General features: G+C 70.4%; 23 protein-coding genes. 15 read left to right on the top strand and 8 right to left on the bottom strand.

Going from position 1 to position 22,056, the window contains the following annotated elements:
* Positions 1–157: 157 nt before the first annotated feature.
* The 5 genes from ML01_RS20865 to ML01_RS20845 form a co-directional block, all read right to left on the bottom strand.
* A complete protein-coding gene (locus tag ML01_RS20865) occupies positions 158–4,291 on the bottom strand; it encodes a YhdP family protein (protein WP_058557323.1) in 4,134 nt (1,377 codons plus the stop codon).
* 93 nt (positions 4,292–4,384) lie between these two features.
* The gene (gene rng, locus ML01_RS20860; protein WP_058557322.1) at positions 4,385–5,839 is read right to left on the bottom strand and encodes a ribonuclease G; all 1,455 of its coding nucleotides are present in this window, start codon (positions 5,837–5,839) and stop codon (positions 4,385–4,387) included.
* Positions 5,840–5,872: 33 nt separating this feature from the next.
* Positions 5,873–6,490 carry a nucleoside triphosphate pyrophosphatase gene (locus ML01_RS20855; RefSeq protein WP_058557321.1) on the bottom strand — a complete coding sequence of 206 codons (618 nt, stop codon included), beginning with the start codon at positions 6,488–6,490 and terminating at the stop codon, positions 5,873–5,875.
* 19 nt (positions 6,491–6,509) lie between these two features.
* Complete coding sequence (rlmH, locus tag ML01_RS20850; RefSeq protein WP_058557320.1) at positions 6,510–7,010, bottom strand: 23S rRNA (pseudouridine(1915)-N(3))-methyltransferase RlmH; 501 nt, start codon at positions 7,008–7,010, stop codon at positions 6,510–6,512.
* Positions 7,011–7,028: 18 nt separating this feature from the next.
* On the bottom strand, positions 7,029–7,634 hold the full coding sequence (locus ML01_RS20845) for a tetratricopeptide repeat protein (protein ID WP_058557319.1): 606 nt from the start codon (positions 7,632–7,634) through the stop codon (positions 7,029–7,031).
* Positions 7,635–7,895: 261 nt separating this feature from the next.
* Between ML01_RS20845 and ML01_RS20840 the strand changes: the two genes are divergently transcribed.
* The 3 genes from ML01_RS20840 to ML01_RS29120 all read left to right on the top strand — a co-directional run bounded on the left by ML01_RS20840 (position 7,896) and on the right by ML01_RS29120 (position 9,305).
* Complete coding sequence (locus tag ML01_RS20840; RefSeq protein WP_058557318.1) at positions 7,896–8,303, top strand: DUF4332 domain-containing protein; 408 nt, start codon at positions 7,896–7,898, stop codon at positions 8,301–8,303.
* A gap of 193 nt (positions 8,304–8,496) precedes the next feature.
* Positions 8,497–9,030, top strand: a complete 534-nt coding sequence (locus tag ML01_RS20835) for a TIGR02281 family clan AA aspartic protease (RefSeq protein ID WP_058557317.1) — start codon at positions 8,497–8,499, stop codon at positions 9,028–9,030.
* A gap of 128 nt (positions 9,031–9,158) precedes the next feature.
* On the top strand, positions 9,159–9,305 hold the full coding sequence (locus ML01_RS29120) for a hypothetical protein (RefSeq protein ID WP_156427888.1): 147 nt from the start codon (positions 9,159–9,161) through the stop codon (positions 9,303–9,305).
* Here the strand turns inward: ML01_RS29120 and ML01_RS20830 are convergent.
* From ML01_RS20830 to ML01_RS20820, 3 genes are read right to left on the bottom strand one after another with little or no spacing between them, the layout of a single operon-like run.
* Positions 9,299–9,910 carry a CDP-alcohol phosphatidyltransferase family protein gene (locus tag ML01_RS20830; RefSeq protein WP_058557316.1) on the bottom strand — a complete coding sequence of 204 codons (612 nt, stop codon included), beginning with the start codon at positions 9,908–9,910 and terminating at the stop codon, positions 9,299–9,301. The genes ML01_RS29120 and ML01_RS20830 overlap by 7 nt on opposite strands.
* Positions 9,907–10,659 (bottom strand): endonuclease/exonuclease/phosphatase family protein, encoded by a 753-nt coding sequence (locus ML01_RS20825; RefSeq protein WP_058557315.1) that lies wholly within the window; start codon positions 10,657–10,659, stop codon positions 9,907–9,909. Before ML01_RS20825 ends, ML01_RS20830 begins: the two co-directional genes overlap by 4 nt.
* A 41-nt stretch (positions 10,660–10,700) precedes the next feature.
* The gene (locus tag ML01_RS20820) at positions 10,701–11,174 is read right to left on the bottom strand and encodes a CDP-archaeol synthase (RefSeq protein WP_173865206.1); all 474 of its coding nucleotides are present in this window, start codon (positions 11,172–11,174) and stop codon (positions 10,701–10,703) included.
* A gap of 243 nt (positions 11,175–11,417) precedes the next feature.
* Here ML01_RS20820 and ML01_RS20815 point away from each other — a divergent pair, with 243 nt between their 5' ends.
* The 12 genes from ML01_RS20815 (at position 11,418) to pilQ (ending at position 22,054) form a co-directional block, all read left to right on the top strand.
* Positions 11,418–12,419: a uracil-DNA glycosylase family protein gene (locus tag ML01_RS20815; protein WP_082674497.1), complete on the top strand. Its 1,002-nt coding sequence runs from the start codon at positions 11,418–11,420 to the stop codon at positions 12,417–12,419.
* A gap of 24 nt (positions 12,420–12,443) precedes the next feature.
* The gene (locus tag ML01_RS20810) at positions 12,444–13,055 is read left to right on the top strand and encodes a heme-binding protein (protein WP_058557313.1); all 612 of its coding nucleotides are present in this window, start codon (positions 12,444–12,446) and stop codon (positions 13,053–13,055) included.
* A gap of 182 nt (positions 13,056–13,237) precedes the next feature.
* Complete coding sequence (locus ML01_RS20805) at positions 13,238–14,083, top strand: sirohydrochlorin chelatase (RefSeq protein ID WP_058557312.1); 846 nt, start codon at positions 13,238–13,240, stop codon at positions 14,081–14,083.
* A 137-nt stretch (positions 14,084–14,220) separates the two neighbouring features.
* Complete coding sequence (locus tag ML01_RS20800; RefSeq protein WP_254045344.1) at positions 14,221–14,475, top strand: AbrB/MazE/SpoVT family DNA-binding domain-containing protein; 255 nt, start codon at positions 14,221–14,223, stop codon at positions 14,473–14,475.
* Positions 14,465–14,818 carry a type II toxin-antitoxin system PemK/MazF family toxin gene (locus tag ML01_RS20795; RefSeq protein WP_058557311.1) on the top strand — a complete coding sequence of 118 codons (354 nt, stop codon included), beginning with the start codon at positions 14,465–14,467 and terminating at the stop codon, positions 14,816–14,818. Before ML01_RS20800 ends, ML01_RS20795 begins: the two co-directional genes overlap by 11 nt.
* Positions 14,819–14,929: 111 nt before the next feature.
* Positions 14,930–15,433 (top strand): signal peptidase II, encoded by a 504-nt coding sequence (gene lspA, locus ML01_RS20790; protein ID WP_058557310.1) that lies wholly within the window; start codon positions 14,930–14,932, stop codon positions 15,431–15,433.
* A gap of 370 nt (positions 15,434–15,803) precedes the next feature.
* Positions 15,804–16,868: a hypothetical protein gene (locus ML01_RS20785; protein WP_058557309.1), complete on the top strand. Its 1,065-nt coding sequence runs from the start codon at positions 15,804–15,806 to the stop codon at positions 16,866–16,868.
* A gap of 246 nt (positions 16,869–17,114) precedes the next feature.
* Complete coding sequence (locus tag ML01_RS20780) at positions 17,115–18,188, top strand: pilus assembly protein PilM (protein WP_058557308.1); 1,074 nt, start codon at positions 17,115–17,117, stop codon at positions 18,186–18,188.
* Between the two features lie 31 nt (positions 18,189–18,219).
* On the top strand, positions 18,220–18,828 hold the full coding sequence (locus ML01_RS20775) for a PilN domain-containing protein (RefSeq protein ID WP_058557307.1): 609 nt from the start codon (positions 18,220–18,222) through the stop codon (positions 18,826–18,828).
* Between the two features lie 55 nt (positions 18,829–18,883).
* On the top strand, positions 18,884–19,492 hold the full coding sequence (locus tag ML01_RS20770) for a type 4a pilus biogenesis protein PilO (protein WP_058557306.1): 609 nt from the start codon (positions 18,884–18,886) through the stop codon (positions 19,490–19,492).
* The gene (locus ML01_RS20765) at positions 19,489–20,016 is read left to right on the top strand and encodes a pilus assembly protein PilP (RefSeq protein ID WP_254045343.1); all 528 of its coding nucleotides are present in this window, start codon (positions 19,489–19,491) and stop codon (positions 20,014–20,016) included. The genes ML01_RS20770 and ML01_RS20765 overlap by 4 nt, the downstream gene beginning before the upstream one ends.
* Before the next feature lie 166 nt (positions 20,017–20,182).
* Positions 20,183–22,054 carry a type IV pilus secretin family protein gene (pilQ, locus tag ML01_RS20760; RefSeq protein ID WP_082674496.1) on the top strand — a complete coding sequence of 624 codons (1,872 nt, stop codon included), beginning with the start codon at positions 20,183–20,185 and terminating at the stop codon, positions 22,052–22,054.
* Positions 22,055–22,056: the final 2 nt, after the last annotated feature.

The raw sequence follows: 22,056 nt of genomic DNA, 5'->3' as shown, positions 1-22,056 counted from the left end.
GTTCCGCCGGGATCGAAATCGAAATCGAAATCGCAATTGCCAGCCTTAGCGGCATTTGGCTCAAGCAGCATCGAACCGCAAAACCCTTAGGCTCGTGCGATGTCGCTCACCGTCGATCTCGATAGCGATAGCGATAGCGATAGCGATAGCGATAGCGTTAATCGTTGTCCAGGAATGGACTCGCCGGGCGTTCAAGCGCGCCGCCGCGACGCCCGCTGTGCCCGCGCTCGGCGGGCACCACGGGCGGCGCTGCATGTCCGGTCGCCTCCGGCAGCAACAGGTCCGGCAGGGAGCGCGCAGCACCATTGCCGGCGACGCGGCGCACCTGCGGCGACGACCAGGGACCGGTGACCTGGTACTCGTGGCTCGCGAGCTGATCCATCGCATCGCCGCTCAGCTTGTCGGCGAGCAGCACGGCCGCCCCCACCAGCGGTCCGCCGGCCACCGCGCCGGCGATGGCCATGCCAGTGCCGATCTTCGGCGTCACGCGCAGCGTCTGGTCGAAGGTCTCGTCGTCGAGGTCGATGACGCCGCGCACGCGGATGTCTGCCGTAGAGGCGAGGATGTCGAGCTGGCTGATGCGGGCCTCGCCGCTGCCGATGATGAGCTTGCCGCGGATCGCGTCGAACGCGAAGCCGGTGTCCACGACGTCGCTGAAGTCGAGGCTGAGGCGCCGCCCGATGGCCTCCAGGTTCAAGGCGCCGAGCATGCGGCCGACGCCCGGCTCCACCTCCAGCATGCGCCCGGCGCCGATGTCGAGGGCGAGGCTGCCGCGGGCGCGAGTCAGCGCAAAGCCCTGTGGTGCGCCGGGCCAGGACAGGGCGAGCGTCGCATCGGACGGTGCGCCGCTGAGCGCGTTGTAGAAGCCCGCGTGGCGCAGCCACTCGCCGAGGTCGTCGCTGCGCAGCTCCATGGCGATGTCCGTCTCGGTGTAGCCGGTGGCGTCCCGGGTCCAGCTACCGGTGCCGCTGGCGCTGACCAGGGACCCGGTCAGCGACAGCTCCGTGGCGCGCAGGCCGCTTGGGGTGCGCTCGGTGTCGAGCCGCAGCCGGCCGAGCTCATCCGGCCCGCGGTGCAGCGCTTCGATGAGCACGGACAGCGCGGGCAGGGCGCGTGGATCGGGGCTCGCGGGCCCTTGTGTCCGCTCGCCCCGGGCCGCGAGCAGCGGGGCGATATCAAGGTTGTCGAGGCGCACCTTGAGCGGCCCGCCGGCGCGCCCCGGCAACACCAGGCTGGCGCTGTTGCCGGCGGCGTCCACGCCGATGCGCCAGCCGCCGGCGTCGCTCGGCGCCAGCGCGGCGCGGACATCGGCGAAGCGCAGCGGGCCGACGCTCACGGCGGCAGCGCTGAGCCGAACGGGCTGCAGCGGCAGCGCCGGCGCCGCGCCGCTGTCGGCGCCGCTGCCCTGAAACAGCGCCGCGTGCTCGCGTTGCCAGGCGAGCCAGGCGTCGATGTCGAGCCGGCCCAGGTCGCCGGCCACCGCGATGCCGGGCCGCTCCGGCAGCCGCTCCGGCAGCCGGTTCAGGTCCACCGCGATGCGCGCGGGCCGCAGCGCGTCGGCGTCGCCGACGAGCTCGGCGCGGGCACCGAGGTCGCCCAAGCGCGCGCTCAAGTCGATGGGCGCACTCGGCACGAGGCGCGTCGTGACCGTCAACGGCCGTGCTGCGCCGGCCGACTTGCCGAAGGGCGCGGGCAGGTCCAGCGCGACCCCGGCAAGGTCCGACGTGAGCTCAAGATCGAGCGGCGGCGCGGCCTCGGTGGCGTCGTCGTTGGCCAGCGACGCGAGCAGCGTCCAGTCGATGCTGCCCGTCGCCAGCGTCCACCAGGGGCTCGGCAGCGCCGCGGCGAGCTTCCCGACAGCGGTGCTCCCGCGCACCTTGATCTCGGTGTCGCCAGGATCGTCGTCCCCGGCCGGCGGCTGTGTCTCGATGTCGACGGCAAGCGCCTGCTCGCCGAGCCTGGCGGCGATGCCCTCCGCGCGCAGCCCCGTGTTGTCGAAGGCAAGGGCGCCCGCGATATCCGTGAGCGTCAGATCGGCCGCCCGCAGCGTCACCGTCGCGTCGTCGCCGAAGCCGAGCTCCCCCGCGTAGCCGACCTCCCCGCCGGGCATGAGCGGGAGGTCGATGGTCAACGAAAGCGCCCCGCTGCCGCTCGCGGCCAGTGCCTCCGGGATGCCGCCGACCCTGTCCGCCAGCGGCGTATCGGCGAGAAAGTCGAGCCCGTCCGCGAGCGGCCCTGCGCCCTCCGCCTCGATGTGCAGCAGCGCCGGCACCCAGAGGTTCGGCAGCCGCGCGCTCCCGTCCAGCACCTCGACGCCGAGGATGCGGGCGCTCGCGACCTCGATGGTCAGGCCGCGCTGCTCGAAGCGCAGCGTCGCCGCGACGTCGCGCAACGGCGGCCAGTCGCCGCCGCGGCCCGGGGCGCGATCGCGCTGCATGCCCGGCTCGTCTTCGGCCGGGCGCGGCGGGTCGTAGTCGAGCACACCGTCGGCGACCCGCAGCACCAGCTCGAAGCGCCCGTCGTTGGCATCGAACGGATGCCGGGACAGGTCCCCGCGCAGCAAGAGGTCGGCGCTGTCGAGTCGGCCGGCGACGACGGCCCGCGCGAGCCAGTCCTCCAGGTCATCGCCCATCGCCGATACCGGCAGGTAGCGCGGCATCGCCGCGGCGGTGCCGCCGCGAAAGTGGCTGTGCATGTCCACGAAGGGGCCGCCGTCCGGCGCACCGAGCCGCAGATCGAGGCGGCTCAGGCTCTCTACGTCCGCGGTGTCGGCGGCCAGCGCGTTGCTCCAGAGCCGCACGCCGCCGCCGGGCTCCACCCGCCATTGCAGCAGCCCGGCGAGGCGCGTGAGCGTGAGCGGCGCGATGAGGTGCGGGCGCAGGTCCAGGTGCACGCCGTTGCCGCCGAGCGCAACGGCGCCGGCACCGGGGGCGGCGGAGAAGCCGATATCGAGCCCGTCCACGGCCGGTATTGGCCCCGACGGCGGCGCATCGCCGCCCGGCGCGGGGCCGAGCCCCAGGTCGGTGAGCCGGCCCTGCACGAGCCAATCCGGGGCCGCCGCCGCGTCGGCACCGGCCGCGGACGGCAGCACGAGGCGGAGCCTGAGGTCCTCCAACCGTCCTTCGACGCGCCCGTCGAGCACCGAGCGCAGCGCGGGCGGCAGCCGCTCCGCCAGCGCCGACGGCGCGCCGAAGCGGGCGATGCCGGCCAGCCGCGCCAGCGGCAGCCCGCCGAAGCGCACCGCCAGCGCCTCGCGGCCGGCCATGCGCAGCCGGAGCGAGGTCGTCTCCGCCCCGCGCAGGCCGCCGAAGAGCTTGAGCGTCGGCGCGTCGAGCCGCCAGCCGTCCGGCTCCGCCCGCCAGCGCAGCAGGCCGCCGATGTCGCCGAGATCGAGCTGCTGCGGTGCCGCGGCGGCGGCCGCATCCGGCGTGGCGGCGGTGCGGCGCAGCACGAGGTCGTCGAGCCAGATTCGGGTGGTCGCTCGCGTAACGCCGCCGTCTTCGAGGCCAAGCCAGGTGCTCACATGGACGCCGTCCGTCGCGAGCCGGAGCCATGCCGGCAGCCGCCCGCGCAGCACGCGGGCGAGATTGCTGCCGCGCCAGTCCGCGTAGAGGCGCCCGGACCAGCGCTCGGGGCGGGCGGCGGGCCCGGTCAGGTCCGCGAGCAGCGTGAGCTCGCCGGCGGGATCGCCGGGCGGTGTGGCGGCGACGCGCAGGCGGTGCGCGGAACCGTCGTTGACGAGGTCGAGCCGCTCAATGCCGAAGGCCAGCGCCGGCACGCCGGCGTGGGCGTCGGTGTAGAAGATCTCGCTGTCGGCGAGGCTGAGGCGTCCCTGGCGCAGGAAGAACCTTGCCGCACCGCCGTCGCCGCCGCCGAGCCTGTCCAGCCCGCGCACGCCGATGCGCCCGTCCAGACCGCGGCGCACCTCAATGCGCGCGCCCACCAGCGTGACGCCGACGATGCGCGGGGCCAGCGCCTGCAGCGAGGCACGCAGATCGAGGTTGACGCGCAACGCCCGGAGCGCGAGCAGCGGCTCGCCGTCGTGCGGGTCGCGCAGGCGCGCGTCATTGAGCGTGAGCTCCGGCCGCAGGCCGCGCAGCGTCACCCCGAGCTGCCCGACGCTGACCTCGGCACCGAGATGACGGCCAAGCCCCTCCGCCAGCAGGTTGCGCAGGCCGTCCGCATGCGGCAGCGCGAGCCTGACTGCAAGCGTCAGCACCGCGAACGCGATGATGAGCAGCGCGCCGAGGCCGATGAGCCGGCGCAGGAGCCGGACGGCGAGGCGGGTCATGTCACCGGCCCCGGCGCGGCGGTGGGCCTGCGGTGCTCGGTGACGGCGGCGCGGCGAAGCATGGACAGCGGATCGAGACCGGGTACGGCCGGCTCAGATGAGCACCACGTCGTACTGCTCTTGGGTGTAGAGGGCCTCCGCCTGCAGCCGGATGGGCTTGCGGATGAACTCCTCCAGCTCCGCAAGGTGGCCGGACTCCTCGTCCAGAAGCCGGTCGATGACCTCTTGGGAGGCCAGCACCAGCAAAGTCTCCACCTCGAACTGCCGAGCCTCACGCAGGATCTCGCGGAAGATCTCGTAGCAGGTGGTCTCGGCGGTCTTGAGCGAGCCGCGCCCGCCGCAGCAGGGGCAGGGCTGACACAGCACGTGCTCCAGCGACTCGCGGGTACGCTTGCGGGTCATCTCCACCAGGCCCAGCGCCGAGACCTCGGTGATGTGCGTCTTTGCATGATCCCTGGCGAGGCACTTCTCCAGCGCTCTCAGCACCTGGCGCTTGTGCTCGTCATCGGTCATGTCGATGAAGTCGATGATGATGATGCCGCCCAAGTTCCTCAGGCGCAGTTGCCGGCAGATGGCCTGGGCCGCCTCCAGGTTGGTCTTGAAGATGGTCTCTTCGAGGTTGCGATGGCCGACGAAGGCGCCCGTGTTGACGTCGATGGTCGTCATCGCCTCGGTCTGATCGATGACCAGATGACCGCCGGACTTGAGCTGCACCTTGCGCTCCAAGGCCTTGCGGATCTCGTCCTCGACGCCGTAGAGATCGAACAGCGGTCGCTCGCCGACGTAGTACTCGACCCGTTCGACGATCTCCGGGATGTACTTGGTCGCGAACGCGGCGGCCTTCTCCATGGTGGTGCGCGAATCGATGCGCACCCGCTCCACCTCCGGCGTCACCAGGTCCCGCAGCGCCCGCAGCGCGAGCGGCAGATCGTCGTGGATGGGGCCTACGTCGTCGCCGGCGTCGCAGCGCTCCTTGATGCCGCGCCAGAGCTTCGCGAGAAAGGCCATGTCGCGGCACAGCGCTGCATCGTCAACGGCCTCGGCGGCGGTGCGGGCGATGTAGCCGCCGGCGTCTTGGTGCTCCTCGACATAGCGCTGCAGGATCTCGCGCAGGCGCCGGCGCTCCTCGTCGTCCTCGATCTTCTGCGACACGCCGGTGTTGCCGAGCCGGGGCATGAACACGAGGTAGCGCGAGGCGATGGAGATGTTCGTCGTCAACCGCGCACCCTTGGTGCCGATGGGATCTTTGACCACCTGCACGACGATGCGATCGCCCTCGCGCACCAGGTCCATGATCTGCTCGCTGCGCGGCTCGCCGTCCTTGCCGATGATGTCGGAGGCGTGCAGGAAGGCCGCGCGCTCGAGCCCGATGTCCACAAACGCCGCCTGCATGCCCGGCAGCACCCGGCAGATGCGCCCGCGATAGATGCTGCCGACGAGCCCGCAGCGCTGCGCCCGCTCGATAATGATCTCCTGCACCACGCCGTTCTCCACCACCGCGACGCGCGTCTCGGGCGGGGTGACGTTGATGAGGATTTCTTCGCTCATTGGGGGAAGGGGCTAGGGGCTAGGGGCTAGGTGCTAGGGGCTAGGTGCCGTACTCGGTAGGACGGAGATGCACTCGGCGGCCAGCAGCGCCGCGGTCTCGAACAGCGGCAGGCCGACGACGCCAGACCAACTGCCCTCGAGGCCGGCGACGAACACCGCACCCCGCCCTTGTACCGCGTATCCACCCGCCTTGTCGCGCGGCTCACCGGTGGCCCAGTAGGCCGCCGCCTCCGTGGGTGAGATGGATCGGAACAGGACCCGCGTGTCGCCCAGCACCGTCTGCTCACGGCGGCCGAGCAGCGCGACGCCGGTCAGCACCCGGTGTGCGCGGCCGGACAGCAGCGCCAGCATCCGTGCCGCGTCGGCCGCATCGGCCGGCTTGCCGAGGATCCGATCATCGCAGATCACGGCGGTGTCTGCCGCCAGCACCGGGCGTTCATCGTCGCCGGCCAAGGCCAAGGTCCGCACCGCCCGCGCTTTGTCGAGCGCGATGCGCAGCACATAATCGCCCGGTGCCTCGCCCGGTCGCGGGCGCTCGTCCACGTCGGCGCCGCGCACGGTCGGGCGGATGCCGATCTGCGCGAGCAGCTCCAGCCGGCGCGGCGACTTTGATGCCAGGATCAAGGGTTCGGTGGCAGCGGGGGTCGGCATCGAGCTGGCCTCGGGGACATCAGCCGCGGTGATAGGGGTGGCCTGCCAATTGGCTCCAGGCCCGGTAGAGCTGCTCGGCCAGCACCACGCGCACCAGCGGATGCGGCAGCGTCAGCGCCGACAAGGACCAGCGCTGCTCGGCGCGGGCTAGGCAGTCCTCGGCGAGCCCGTTCGGCCCGCCCACCAGGAGCGCGACATCGCGCCCGTCCGCGAGCCAGTCCGCGAGTTGTGCGGCGAGGTCTTCGCTGCTCCAGGCGCGCCCGCGCACGTCCAGCGCGACCATGCGCGAGCGCGCCGGCACCGCGGCCAGCAGCCGCTCGCCCTCGTCTCGGCGCAAGCGCGGCAGCTCCCCGTCCGGCAGCGCGGCGCCCCGACCCCGGGCGCCCTTGCCGGCAAGGCCGCCGGGCAGCTCGATCAGCTCCAGCGCGCAACTTTGCGGCAGGCGCTTCGCATACTCGGCATAGCCCTCGTCCACCCAGCGCGGCATGCGCTGGCCGATGCTGATGAGGCGGATGCGCATCGGCGGGCCGGCGGCGCCTCAGCGGTCCTGCTCGGCATCGAGCAGCCCCAGCAGCCGCGCCGCCTCCTGGCCGACGTCGGAGCCCGGGTCCAGCTCCCGGGCACGGGTCAGCGCCTGCCGGCCGGTGTCCACATCGCCCGCCTGCAGCGCGACGAAGCCCAGGCTCAACTGGATGCGCTGGTGCTCGGGCGCCGCCGCGGCGCCGTCGCGGAGCACTTCAAGCCCCGCCGGGGTCTCGCCCGCGTAGTGCAGCGCCAGCCCCAAGTCGTTCTGCGCCTCCACGGCGTCGGGGTCCAGCTCCAGGATGCGCCGGTACAGCGGCACCGCCGCCGTGAAACGGCGGGCCGCGAACAGCCGGTCCGCCTCCTGCCCCAAGCGCGCCGGATCGGTGGTGGCCAGCAGCTCCGCCGCCGGCACCGCGCCGGCGTCGCCGCCCAGGGCGGCGCGCATGCGCTCGCCGAGCGCGCCCATGTCCGCGTGCGGCGCCGTGGCTGTCGCCGCCGGCGCGGCTTGCGGCGGGTGGCGCAGATAGTAGTCCCGTGTCAGCGCGAACACCGCGAAACCGTAGAAAGCGAGCCCGAACAGAAAGACGAGCCATTGCAGTGGAGTGAGCTTCGGGAACATCGTGGATGGCGGTAAGACGCGGTCCTTAAAGGGTCGGCCATGCTCGGAGCCGGCAGCGGCGCTGTCAAGGCGCAGCCGGCCGCGCCGGACATCGGTCCTTGCTCGCACACGCTAATCGTTTATCATTCAGCCGCCTGCCCCGCCGGGCGGCCAGTTGGGGCTTGCTCCCGGTGGGGCGCCCCTGCGCCGGCTGGCGCCGAGGCACCCGACCCGGCCGTGACGCCCGGCGCCGACAGACACCCAGACCATCAGGAGACCGCCATGGCCACACCTGTAAAAGAGCTGAAAGGCATGACCGATGCCGTGCTGAGCGCCCTCACCGCGCAGTCCATTACCGACAACGAGGCCCTCGTGGAGGCCGGCGCAAGCCCCGCGCAGCGCAAGACCCTCGCCGCCGCATGCGGGTGTGAGCCCGCCGAGCTGCTGGCGCTGATCAACCGCGCGGACCTGGCCCGCGTGAAGGGCGTCTCCGGCGTGTATTCGGACCTGCTGGAGCATGCCGGCGTCGATACCGTGAAGGAGCTCGCCACCCGCCGTGCGGACAACCTGCATGCCAAGCTCCTGGAGACCAACGACGGACGCAACCTCACCGAGCGTCCGCCGACGCAGAGCCAAGTGGAGGACTGGATCGAGCAGGCCAAGGCACTGCCGAAGCTCGTCACCTATTGACAGGCCCCGGCGATGCCGGCCGCAGGCGAGCGCCTGCTCGCCTTGCCGACGCTGCGTCTGCAAGCCCCTACCGCGGACCAAGCGCTGATGCCGCCGGCCCGGGACCGGGCCGAACCATGGCGGTGGGCCCGTCCGTCCGGCAGCTCCCGCCGGCGCCCCTCGTGAGCGGGCGCAGCCGCCCCATCTAGGGGCCATGGCTGAAGGTTTCCCCCGCACCGACGACATGCCCTCGCGCCTCGGCAAGGTGATGCTCATCGCCGCTTGGGTGGTGGGCCTCGCACTGTTGGTGCTGTTCTTCCAGGGCCATCTGGATCGCCAGCACAACCCCAACCCCGACCCCGCGTTGCGGGTGGACGCCGCGGGCAGGTCCAGCGTCGAGCTGCGCCAAAACCGCCTCGGGCACTACGTGACCGCCGGCAGCATCAACGGCGCGCCGGTCACCTTCATGGTCGACACCGGCGCCACCGCCGTGGCACTGCCGCTGGAGATCGCGCGCCGGCTGGAGCTGCCGCTGCTGCCGGGCGGCATGAGCAAGACCGCCAACGGCGTCGTGCAGACCTGGAGCACGCGGCTCGACAGCATTGCCGTCGCGGGGCTGACCGCACACAACGTGCGGGCCGTGGTCATGCCGAACATGCCAGGCGACGAGGTGCTGCTCGGCATGAACTACCTGCGCCGCTTCGAGCTGATTCAGCGCGGCGACACGCTGACGGTGCGGGAGCCTTAAAGGGGCAAGGGCCAAGGGCCAAGGGCCAAGGGCCAGGGGAGCCTGCTTTGGCCCTCGGCCCTCGACCCTTGACCCCCGCATGGCGTCGGACTGGCCGGGCGCGTCGGGATCGGTCGCCACTGGGTTCGATGCTGGACTTGCACTTTGCCGCGGAGGTCGGCCGGCGCTGGCTGCGTCGGCTGTTTGCGGACGGGCCCGTCACGCAGGGCATGCAGATCGCGGGTCTGCCGGTGCCGCCGCGCAGCGAAGACAGCGGCTTCGGCGTCGCCTACTGAGGGCGCGTCGCGTCTCCTCGGGCGCCCTGCTTCGCCTCGCGCCGCAGCCGCAGCGCCGTCACGAGGCCCGCGATGTTGGAGCGATCCTCCGTCAGGACGAGGCTGATCGCGATCTCCTCCAGCGCGGCCAGCACCGCGAGCACGGCGGCGATGCGAAACGGCCACGGCGAGATGTCGAGCAGCAGCAGGTAGAGCCCCGCCGCCGTCGCGACCACGGCAAGCCGCACCAGCCAGGTGTGATAGCTGGTGAAGTGGCGAAACTTGATCCACCCGGCCAGCGCGGGCAAGGTAAAGCTCGCGATCAGCGCCAACACGGCAACCCGCTCCGCGCGCACCACGTCCGGCCACAGCAGCGGCAGCGACGCGGCGATGACGGCGTAGATGGTCACATCCGCCCAGGAGTCCAGCATCGCGCCGAAGCGGCTCGCCTGCCCCAGCAGCCGCGCCAGCGTGCCGTCCACCGCATCGCTCGCGAAGCAGGCCGCGAGCAGCCACAGCCAAGCATCGCGATGGCCAGCGAGCGCGAGCAAGAGCAGCACCGGTGCCGCGCCCAGCCGGAAGAAGCTGAGCAGGTTGGGCAAGGTCAGGCGCGAGGACTCGATCATAGGCGGAACCAGGCCTGCAGCGGCGTGTGGTCCGACAGTGTATGCCAGGGCGCGAGCCCCAGGCGCTCCGCCGCCACCGGAGCGACGCCGCGGCAGTAGATGCGGTCCAGCGGCAAGAGCGGCGCCATCGCCGGCCAACTGCGGGCGTGGCGGCCGTGCAGGGTGCGGAAGGCCTCCCGCAGGCCGAGCGCGGCGTTGAAGTCCCGCTCCGCGCGGCCGGACCAGTCGTTGAAATCGCCGGCGACGACGAGCGGCTCATCGTGCGGCACGTGCGCCTCGATACGGGCGCACAGCCGCCGGATCTGCGGCCGGCGCTCGGCGCCGAAGAACCCGAAGTGTACGCAGACCACGTGCACCCGCTGCCGCGAGGGCGGGACCTCGATGACGCCGTGCAGCAAGCTCCGGCTCGCGGCAAACGGATAGGGTGAGACGCTGATGTTCTCCCATTCCACGAACGGATAGCGGCTCAGGATGGCGTTGCCGTGGTGGCCGTGGTCGTAGAGCGCGTTACGGCCGTAGGCGTGGTGGGGCCAGACGGTGTCGGCGAGAAACTCGAACTGCGGATACGCCGGCCATTCCAGCACCCGCGCGGCATGGCTGTCGTGCTGGCCAAGCGCCTCTTGCAGGAACACCACGTCCGCGCCCGTCCGCGGCAGGGCCTCGCGCATCCGGTGCAGCACGAACTGCCGGTTGCCCATGCTAAAGCCCTTGTGGATGTTGTAGGTCAGGACGCTGAATTGCGGGGTCATGCGGCGCTCGGGGTGGCGTTGCCGGCCATGGCACGCGCCGCTCACCAGGGGCGGCGGCGGATGCGCAGCCGATACAGAAGCGGCGATGCGAGCCGACTGAACAGGGTGAACAGCATAACCAACAGCAAGAGATCAAGCGCGCCGAGTCCAAGGGGCCACATCAGGCCGAGGCCCGGCAAGAGCGCCTCCGGCACCTGGTCCAGGATCCCGGCCGGGCTGCCCGGCGTCCGCCCAAGCCTGCGCTTGATGAAGCTGCTGAGCAGGTCGCCGGCCATGGCCAGCCCCGCCGCGGCGAGCCCGATGCCCGGCGCCAGCCCCAACAGCGGCGCGAGCAGGGCGCCCGCGAGCAGGGCCGCCGCGAGCCCGCGCCAGGTCTTGGAACTGCCGAACAGCGGCGCGCCGTCGGCGAGCACGCGCCCGCCGTCCACCCGCGCGGCGCCGCGCGCGCCAAGCAGCGCGCGCGCCAGCACCGGCGCCCCATTGGCGGCGATGATCAGGACAAGCAGCTCCCACATGACGGTCGTGCTCCGCTGCGGCGGTGCAGGGGCGGCGCTGCCCCTGCAAAGCATATCGGTCTTGGCGGAGAATGCCGCTAAACGGGTGCGCGCGGCACTGGGGCGGTCCCTTATCCTGCGGGGGCAGGGCCGAGGGCCGAGGAACCCGCCTCGGCCCTCGGCCCTCGGCCCGTCTTCCTCGCCCTTCTTCCTCGCCCTTCTTCCTCGCCCTTCGCCCGCCTGGAGCAATTCATTCTAAAAATCATGCATGAAGCTCGCCGACTCGCTTACCTGAACGCCATGGGCGTCGATGTCTGGCGTCTGCGCGGGGCCGAGGCGGCGTCGTGGGCGGAGGACGCGCCCCTAGTGCTTGCGCCTGCGCAGCCCGCGCCGCCGCTCGCCAAGCCCGCACCGAGCCCGCCCCCGAGCCCAAGCGCGCCGCCGGCACCGGCCGTGAGCTCGCCCGCGCCGCCCCCCGCCCCGGCCGCGACAGCGCCGCCACCCCCTGCACGGGCCGCGCATCCTGCACCGGCCGCGCATCCTGCACCGGCCGCGCAAGCACCGATCGACGACGAGCCGCCGCCCTGGTCCGATGCCGATCTCGCCGAATTCCCCGCCGATGACCTCGAAGCGGGGCTCGACCTCGATCTGGCGCTCGGGGCCGCGCCACCGGCCGCCAATCCGGTGGCAGCGATGGACTGGCCGGCGCTGGAGCAGGCCGTGGCCGGCTGCCGCGCCTGTGGGCTCTGCGCGCGGCGCACCAATACCGTGTTCGGCGTCGGCGACCGTGCCGCCGCGGTCATGTTCGTCGGCGAAGGGCCGGGCGCCGATGAGGACCGCCGGGGCGAGCCCTTCGTCGGCCGCGCCGGGCAATTGCTGAACCGCATGCTCGCCGCGGCCGGCTGCAAGCGCGAGCAGGTCTACATCGCCAACGTCGTCAAGTGCCGGCCGCCGAATAACCGCGATCCCAGCCCCGATGAAGCCGCCGCCTGCCGGGCCTATCTGGAGCGTCAGATCGAGCTGGTGGCGCCGCGGCTCATCGTCTGCCTCGGGCGCGTGCCGGCTCACAACCTGCTCGGCACGGCCGAGGCGGTCGGGCGGCTGCGCGGGCGGCTGCACGCCTTCGGGCCGCGCCGCACGCCGCTGCTCGTGACCTATCACCCGTCGTACTACCTGCGCTCGCCGGAGCAGAAGGTTCACGGCTGGCAGGACTTCCAGCGCATGCTGGCATTTCTGGCCGCGGATTCGGCGCGGCCGGCCAACTGAGTCAAGAACTCCAAGACAGACGCAATGCTCAAGCTCTTCGCCATCATCGCCATCGGGCTCGCCGTGCTCGCCGTCGGCGCGCTCCTGGTCTTTGTCTATGTCATCCAGAACGTCGAGCAGCCCGAGTATGTGCTGCTTCGGCAGGACGGGGACTTCGAGCTGCGCTATTACCCCGCGATGACCGTCGCCGAGGTGCGCCGCGAGGGCGATCGCAAGGAGGCCCTCGGCGCGGGCTTCGGCCCCCTCGCCCGCTACATCTTCGCCAAGGAGCGCGACGGCGAGAAGATCGCGATGACGGCCCCCGTCATCCAGCAGCCGAGCACCGAAGGCACCGCGGACGGCCGCTGGAGCGTCGGCTTCATCATGCCGAAGGCCGCCGTCGCCGCCGGCCTGCCGGCGCCGGCGAGCCCCGACGTGCGCCTCACGGAGCTGCCGCCACGGCGCGTCGCCGCCGTGCGCTTCAGCGGCCGCACCACCGACGAGCGCACCGCCGAGCACCGCGAACGCCTCGAGAACTGGATGACGGCCCAAGGCCAAACCGCCATTGCGCCGCCGATCTACGCCTACTACAACGACCCGATGACGCCGGGTCCGCTGCGCCGCAACGAGATCCTGTTCGAGGTGGCTGAACAATAAGGGCCGAGGGCCGAGGGAGCCCGCCTCGGCCCTTGGCCCTTGGCCCTTGGCCCTTGGTTCAATACGCCGACGAGCGGGCTGCGCAAGATGAGGCGCCGCGCCCTGGCCGGTCTGAGGCTCTGCCTCCCTAGCCCCTAGCCCCTAGCCCCTAGCCCCTAGCCCCTAGCCCCTAGCTCCTCTCCATGATTCTGCTCGACAACGGTTCCCGCCGCGCCGCGGCCACGCTGAATCTGCGCCGCCTCGCGCAGCACCTCTCCGAGCGCCTCGGCACCGAGGTGCATCCGGTGTCGGCGCTGCACTCCTCGAAGATCCCGCCGGAGCAGCTCGGCGGCGAGCCCGCCTGGACACTGGAGGGCTATCTCGACGCCCGGGCCGCCGCGGGCGAGCGCAGCTTCGAGATCCTGCCGCTCTTCTTCGGCCCGAGCCGCGCCATCGGCGACTTCATCCCGGAGGTGGCGGGCCGCGTCGCCGCCGCGCATGGTCCCATCGAGGTCCGCATCGCCGATGTGCTCTGCCCGCTGCCGGCAGGGGAGCCCCGGCTCGCCGACATCCTGGCCGACAACGTCACCGCGGCACTCGGCGACGGTGCGGAGCGCTCGCCGACGCACGTGCTGCTGGTGGACCACGGCTCGCCGCTGCCCGCGGTCACCGCCGTGCGGCATTGGCTCGCGGAGCGCTTGACCGAGCGGCTGGGCGCCGAGGTCAAGGTCGGCGAGGCCGTCATGGAGCGCCGCGAAGGCGCCGACTACGACTTCAACGGCCGACTGCTCGCGGAGGTGCTGGCGGATATCGGCAGCGCCGGCGAGCCGCGCTCCGTCGTGCTCGCCATGCAGTTCATCTCGCCGGGCCGACACGCGGGCGCCGGCGGCGACATCGACGACATCGCCGCCGCGGCGGCGGCGGCGCACCTAAGCCTCGACGTGCAGAGCACCCGGCTCATCGGCGAGCACCCGCTGTTCGTGGACATCCTCGCCGACCGCGCGGCAGAGCTGCCGACGCGCCCGGCGATCGTGCTGACGGCGGGCTGAGCATAGCTGCGAACAGGGCCGAGGAAGCCCTCCTCGGCCCTCGGCCCTTAGTTCGCGGCGTGCCCTTGTCGATCTGAGGCTTTACAGGCCTAGAATGGGAGGCACGTCGGGCGTCCTTACATCTGCGGGGTCACTTCATGCACGCCGACAACAGCAATTTGGTGCCGCTCATGGGAAAGATCACCGCAAATGGCCAGACGACCGTGCCGAAGGAGGTCCGCGACGCCCTCGGCGCGGCGCCGGGCGATACCTTGGCCTGGGAGATCGAAGGCGACGGTCGCGTCCACGTCCGCCGTGCGGCGCCGCTCGATTTAGACTATCTCAGGAGCTTGGAAGGCACCTTGGGGGAGTGGTCGTCGCCCGAGGACGATGAGGCCTTCCGTGACCTATAACGCGCTCGACGTCGTTCGCGTTCCTTTTCCGTTCACAGATCGCGCTGCGCGCAAGGTCAGGCCTGCCGTCGTATTGTCCGACAGCATCGCTTTCAACACGCGGGCCGGTCACAGCGTTTGCGCCGTGATCACCTCTGCCCAGCGCAGCGCTTGGCCCTTGGATCTCGTCATCGAGGACCTTGCCGCAGCCGGCTTGTCCAACCCCTGCCTGGTGCGGATGAAGCTCTTCACGCTGGATCATCGTTTGGTCCTCGGCAAGCTCGGCAGACTCGCGGGTGATGATGCCGCGCGACTGCGGCATCGCCTCGGAATCCTGTGCCCGCAGGCGCCTTTCGAGCATTGATTGCGGCCCTCGACGCTGGCCAAATCGACCGTGGCCCGCGACAATGCTCGGCCACGCGCGGTGAGCGCTGTGCTTGCCGTCCCTCCCGCAGCAGAACCCATCAATACTCCCGTGAAACACTGGCTCTGGCTCTCCGCCGCCGTGCTCGTTCTGGACCAGCTCAGCAAGTGGCTGGTGCTGGCGGCCCTTGAGCCCTATCAGGTCATCGAGCTGGTGCCGAACCTGAACCTGACGCTGATGTTCAACACCGGCGCCGCGTTCAGCCTGTTGTCCGACGCGGGCGGCTGGCAGCGCTGGTTGTTCGCAGGCTTCGCGGTGGCGGTGACGGTGGCGCTGTTGATCTGGCTACTGCGGCTTAAGCCCGGTGAGGGCTGGCTGGCGGTGGGTCTCTCGCTGATCCTCGGCGGCGCCGTCGGCAACCTCATCGACCGCGTGCTGCTCGGGCACGTGGTGGATTTCATCCAGGTGTATCTCCCGTTCCTGCCTTTGGCCATGTTCAACCCCTGGCCGTCGTTCAACGTCGCCGACAGCGCCATCAGCGTCGGCGTCGTGCTACTGCTGATCGAGAGCTTCCGCGCCCAGCGACACACGGACGGAGCCGCCGCGAAGGGCTGACGGGCAGGGTCAAGGCGCATGGACCCCGGACAGCTCACCGCCCGCGCAATGAGGCGCCACCGCGCCCGCCTCGGCGCGTTGCTGCTGTGTGCCTGCACGGCGCCGCCGCTCGCGGCGCAAGCGCCCGCGCCGGTGCTGGCGCCGCTGCCTGAGACGCTCACCATCGCGGCGCCTAGTCTTGCGCAGCCCGCTCGTCGGCGCGTTGAAGCAAGGGCCAAGGGCCAAGGGCCGAGGCGGGCTCCCTTGGCCCTTGGCCCTCGGCCCTTTCGCCTGCAAGCGCCGTGTCGTCGTGAAACTTGACTCATCTGCAAACATTCGCCGCCGTCAAGCAATCTAGGATGACAGCATCCCCCGCCACCGGAGTGCCTCGATGCCCGACCGCCCCGCCCCGTTCCGCCCAGGCCGGCTGCGCCTGTGGGCGCAGGCGCTCGTCTCGCGGCTGCGCGTGCAGAGCGCCGAGCGCCGGCTGCACGAGAGCGCCGTGCACCTCGCCTGCGAGCGCATCGTCTCGCAGGTGAACCCGACGCTGCGCGGCCTGCCGGGTTATCGGCGCCGGCTGTTCCCGGTGGCCGAGCGCCTCCTCGCCCACGGCGAGTCGCTGCTCTCTGCCATTCCCGGTCCGGTGACGCTGGACCCGGCGAGCTGGGCCGCGGACCCGCTCGTCAATGCCCTATTCGGCAATCTCTCGCAACTGCAACAGGTGCTGTCCGGCCGCGCCGTGCAGCGCTGGCTGCAGGACCATCCCGCGGCCGACGGCGAGCTGTTCGGGCTGCTGCTGGCCATGCCGCAGGAGCGCCGGCAGCTCGGCATGGCGCTCATCGGCGATCGGGTGCAGCGCGACGTGCAGCAGACGACGCTCGGCTTCACGGACATCGAGGTCGCCGCCGTGGCCGACGGCATGGACGCGCTGCGCCGGAGCCTGCTGCAGCCCGTGGTCGACGTCATGGTGTCCATCGGCCACGCGCGCATCGAGGCGCGGGAGGAGCGCATTGCCCAGCTCGACGCGGCGGTGCGCATGCTCAAGCTCAAGCTCAAGGTCGTGAACCCGCGGGTGGGCGGCGTCGACCTCGTGCTCGGCAGCAGCAGCGCGCACCTCGCCGAGCAGGCGCGCCTGCGGGGACGCATCGACGACGCCGAGCGGGACCTCGCCGACGCGCGCCGGGGCCTGGCTAACATTGAGGAGTATCTGGATTGCCTCATCAATGAGCTGGACCATCCGGAGCGCGAGCTGCATTTCGAGACCATGCGGCTTTGGCTCGACCGCATGAACATCATCCGCGACCGCTGCACCGAGGGCGCGCACGAGATCGGCCTCGTGCGTGCCCGCCGGCCAGACCGCCCCGGCCGCATCGCGCTCTACGTGCACTTTCCGCGCCGGCTGGTGCAGGACCCGGACCAGCGGCTGGCGGACATCGCGCGGCAGATCGGCGGCTGATGCCCCGTCCGCGCGCCCACTGGCCGGCCTGCCGACGCTGCCGGCAGGGCCATTGCCGCTGCTGCGGCCGGCCGCGCAGACAGCCGGCTCCTGCAACTGTCCAATATTCTGCCGCGGCGGTCGGCCACGGACCAGGAACCGGGGCCTACCTCACATACGAAACAGGTTTTGTCTGATATAGTTAGAGGCGAATTCGTAGCTGATTTATCAGGTGTGGGGCAAAGGCCCCCAGCGTGGCGGGCAAGCATGTTCGGCATCGGGCGCAAACAGCGGGCACTCCTCGGCATCGACATCAGCTCGACGGCCGTGAAGATCATTGAGCTGTCGCAGACCGTCGGCACCGCAGCGGAGCTCTATCGCGTCAATGCCTTCACCATCGAGCCGCTGCCAGTCAATGCGGTGGTCGAGAAGAAGATCTCCGACGTGGATGTCGTCGGGCAGACCATTCAGCGGGCCGTCGCCCGGGCCGGCACCAAAACCAAGCGCGCTGCCTGCGCCGTGGCGGGGTCCGCCGTCATCACCAAGGTCATTGCCATGTCGGCGGCGCTGTCCGACGCCGAGATGGAGATGCAGATCCAGTTGGAGGCGGATCAGTACATCCCCTATCCGCTGGAAGAGGTCAACATCGACTTCGACATCCTGGGCAGCTCGCCGAACAACCCGGACATGGTGGACGTACTGCTGGCGGCCTCCCGGCGCGAGAACGTCGACGACCGCGTGGCGGCGCTGGAGCTCGCGGGGCTCACGGCCGCCATCGTCGACGTCGAGGCCTACGCCATGGAGAACGCCTGCGCCTTGCTGCTCGGGCGCTTCGACGACGAACGCCAAGACCAGACCGTCGCCATCGCCGATGTCGGCGCCACCACGACGACGCTGCACGTGCTGCACGACGGCAAGACGGTCTACACCCGGGAGCAGAACTTCGGCGGCAATCAGTTGCTCGACGAGGTCGAGCGCCGCTACGGCTTAGCCCGTCCACAGGCCCTGGAACGCCTCGAAGAGGGCCGGCTGCCCGAGAATTTCACCACCGAGGTGCTGGGGCCGTTCAAGGAGGCGCTGGCGCAGCAGATCGCCCGCGCGCTGCAGTTCTTTTACTCTGCGAGCACCTTCAACCGCACCGATCAGGTCATGCTCGCCGGCGGCGCCGCGCGCATCGACAAGATCGACGAGCTGGTGGAAGAGCGGCTCGGGTTCCCGGTGTCCATCGTCAACCCGTTCGCCGCCATGGCGCTCGGTCCCGGCATCGACCCGGCCGCGCTGACCAAGGCGGCGCCGGCCATGATGATCGCGACCGGACTGGCCTTGCGGGCATTCGACTGACACGCGCATCTGACAAGACACGCATCTGAACATGGCACGCATTAACCTACTGCCATGGCGCGACCAGGAGCGCCGCCGCCGGCAGCGGAACTTCTTCATGGCCACGGGTGCGGCCGTGGCGCTGGTCCTGCTGGTCGGGCTTGGCGTGCGCATGCAGTTCGAGAGCATGATCGCCGCGCAGCAGTCCCGCAATCAGCTCCTCACGCAGCAGATTGCGCAGCTCGACCAGCGTATTCGCAAGATCCAGTTGCTCGAAGAGACCAAAGCGGACCTGCTCGCGCGCATGAACGTCATCCAACAGTTGCAGGAGAGCCGCCCGGAGGTCGTGCACCTCTTCGATGAGCTCGTGCAGGCCATTCCCGACGGCGTCTTCCTCACCGGCGTCACGCAGCAGGGCGCCCGCGTCGAGGTGGAAGGGCGCGCGCAGTCCAATGCGCGCGTATCGGCCTTCATGCGCAACATCAACGCGTCGGCGTGGATCAACGATCCGGTGCTGCTGGTCATCGAGAACAAAGACCAGACCGGCACCGGTTTCAGCCATTTTCGGCTCAGCTTCCAGCAGCGGCGCGCGGACCCGGACGCCGCGCCCGCGGACGGCCAGGTCGGCGTGGAGGCGGGGCGCCGGTCCGTATCCGGCTGACGGGCGCAGGGAGCCTGTGCCGCCGCGGACCGCGACCAACAGTACGAGAAGCAGCGTGGAACTCAGCGACCTCAACGAACTGGAGCTTAGCAACATCGGCGAGTGGCCGGTGCCGGCCAAGGCCGCCCTGATTCTGGTCCTGTGCGCGCTGCTCGGCTGGGCCTGGTACTACTTCATCGTCAAGGACCAGATAGCCCGCCTGGACACCGTCAGGGCCGAGGAGCTGACGCTGCGCAAGACCTTCGAGGACAAGCAGGACAAGGCCGCGAACCTGGAGGCCTACGAGCAGCAGCTCGCCGAGATGGAGGAGTCCTTCGGCGCCATGGTGCGGCAGTTGCCGGACCGCACCGAGGTGGCGGGGCTGTTGGTGGATGTGTCGCAGACGGGCCTCGCCGCCGGCCTGGAGTTCGAGCTGTTCCAGCCCGCCGGCGAGCAGAACAAGGACTTCTATGCCGAGCTGCCGATCCGCATGCGCGTCAACGGCCGCTATCACGAGTTCGGCCGCTTCATCAGCGGTCTTGCGGCGCTGCCACGCATCGTGACGATACACGATGTCAAGATTTCGTCCCCGGGCGGCGGCAACGCGAGCGGCGGCGACGTGCGCTTGGGCATGGAAGCCACGGTGAAGACCTATCGCTATCTGGAAGAGGCGGCGCTCCAATGATGCGCGCGGCGCGTTTGGCGGCGCTGGCGGCGGTCGCGGCCGTGCTTGCGGGCTGCGGCAAGGCCAACCTGGACGAGCTGAACGATTACGTGGCGCGGGTCAAGGCGCGCCCGCCGGGGCCGCTGGAGCCGATCCCGGAGGTGCCGCAGGTGGACACCTTTCTGTATGAGCCGGGCAATCGCCGCGACCCCTTCGTGATGGACGATCGCACGGCCCAGGCGACCATGCCGCGGCCGGGCTCCGGCATTGCGCCGGACCCGCTGCGCCGGCGCGAGGAGCTGGAGCAGTACGCGCTGGACTCGCTGCGGATGGTGGGCACGCTGGAGCAGCACAACACCCGTTGGGGCCTCGTCATGACGCCCGACGGCGTGCTGCATCGGGTGCGGGTCGGCAATTATCTGGGTCAGAACAATGGTCAGATCACCCAGATCAGCCCCGAAGGCATCGCCCTGACCGAGATCATCGGCGAAGGCCCGGGGGCTTGGCGCGAGCGGGAGCAGACGATCTCCCTCAGGGCGCAGTAACAGGCGCAGGGGCTTTGCCTGCGCAGGGAGTGCAAGCGGCCGCACCCCGCCGGCGAACAGCCGGGGGGCGGCGGTCGCACCATGCCGCCGCGCGGCCCGGTCGCGAGGCGGTGGCGGATTCAGTACGCCAGTGTCCGACAACGCCGTCGGATGCGGAGAGACAGCCATGCGAGCAACAACAGGCCGGACAGATCCCTTCGCGCTGAGGCGGGCAGCGCCGCCTGCGCGCGCTCGAACCTGGCTTGCCCGCGCCGCGCAGGTGCTGCTGCTGCTCGGTGCCGGCGCCTTCGCCCCGGCCGGGGCCGCGGTGCTCCAGAACGTGGAGTTCGCGTCGCTGCCCGGCAATCAGGTGGAGGTGGACCTCGTGTTCTCCGGCGCCGTGCCCAGGCCACAGGACTTCGCCACCGAGAACCCGGCGCGCATCGCCATCGACTTCCCGGGCGTCAGCAGCGGCCTGAATCAGAGAAACGTGCCCATCGGCCTCGGCGTCGCGCACAGCCTGGTGGCCATTGAGGCGAGCGACCGCACGCGCGTCGTGATTAATCTCAATGACTCGGTGCCCTATGAGATCAACACCCGCGGCAACCGCGTCACCATCTCGCTGAACCCGGAGCGCTCCGCCCCGGTGCCGACCCAAGCGCGGCGCATCGGCCCCACCACCGGCCCGGGTGCCGCGAGCCGGCAGCCGGCGCGCGGCGCCGTGCGCGATATCGACTTCCGCCGCGGCACCGGCGGCGAGGGGCGCGTGATCATCACGCTGCCGTCCGCCGAGACCCAGGTCAGCGTGCGCCAGGAGGGGCAGGACGTGGTTGTGAATATCCCCAATACCGACCTGCCCCAGCGCCTGTTCCGGCGCCTGGACGTGGTGGACTTCGCCACGCCGGTGACGGCGGTGGAGTCCCGCGGCGCGGGCGGCAACGTGCAGGTGGACATCAAGACCTCGGATCAGTTCGAGTACCTCGCCTACCAGACCGATAACCTGTTCACGGTGGAGTTCCGCGCGCTGACGCAGGCGGAAAAGGAAGAGCTGGACCGCCAGAAGATCGTCTATTCCGGTGACCGGCTGTCGCTGAATTTCCAGGACATCGAGGTCCGCGCGGTGCTGCAGTTGCTGGCCGACTTCACCGGCCTGAACCTGGTCGCGAGCGACACGGTGCGCGGCAACATCACGCTCAGGCTCAAGAACGTACCCTGGGATCAGGCGCTCGATATCATCTTGAAAACCAAGGGCTTGTCGATGCGCCAGACGGGCAACGTCATCATGGTGGCGCCGACCCAGGAGATCGCGGCACAAGAGAAGCTGGAGCTGGAATCCAAGCAGCAGATCGAGGAGCTGGCGCCGCTGCGCTCGGAGTTCATTCAGGTGAACTACGCCAAGGCCGGGGACTTCGCGACGCTGCTCAAGTCCGAGGAAAACAACCTGCTGACGCCGGACCGTGGCAGCGTCACGGTGGACGCCCGCACCAATACACTCTTGGTGCAGGACACCGCCGCGAGGCTGGAAGAGGTGCGCCGGCTGATCAATCAGCTCGATGTGCCGGTGCGCCAGGTGATGATCGAGTCGCGCGTGGTCATCGCGAATGATAACTTTGCCCGGGATTTGGGCGTGCGGTTTGGGCTGTCGACGTCGATGGGGGCTTACGAAAGAAATGAGCTCTTGATTACCGGCGGGCGACCAAACACCAGTCCTCCTAGTGGCGCTCCTTTCGCTGACTTTGACGCAGGCCCATTCGGGGGCAGCGCAACGGAAGAGGGGGAGACTATTTCGGGTGATCCGACGGGCCAGCGTAAGCCTTTCAACTCCGTTGTCGAGTTCCCGGAAGGTTCATCCCTTCCCTCCCTCATGGTCAACCTCCCCGCTAACGCCAACCCCGCCGGCGCCTTCAACTTCGTACTCGGCAAGGTCGGCTCCCACCTGATCCAGCTCGAGCTCTCCGCGATGCAGCGCGAGGGCCGCGGCGAGATCATCTCCTCACCCCGCGTCGTCACGTCGGACCAGAAGCAGGCAGTCATCAAGGTCGGCACCGAGATCCCTTAGTG

Origin of the sequence: Thiohalocapsa sp. ML1, from assembly GCF_001469165.1 — a bacterium.
In the GTDB taxonomy this organism is placed as follows: domain Bacteria; phylum Pseudomonadota; class Gammaproteobacteria; order Chromatiales; family Chromatiaceae; genus Thiohalocapsa.
Note: the sequence above shows the minus strand (reverse complement) of the source record. Positions and strands in the feature narration are given on the sequence as shown.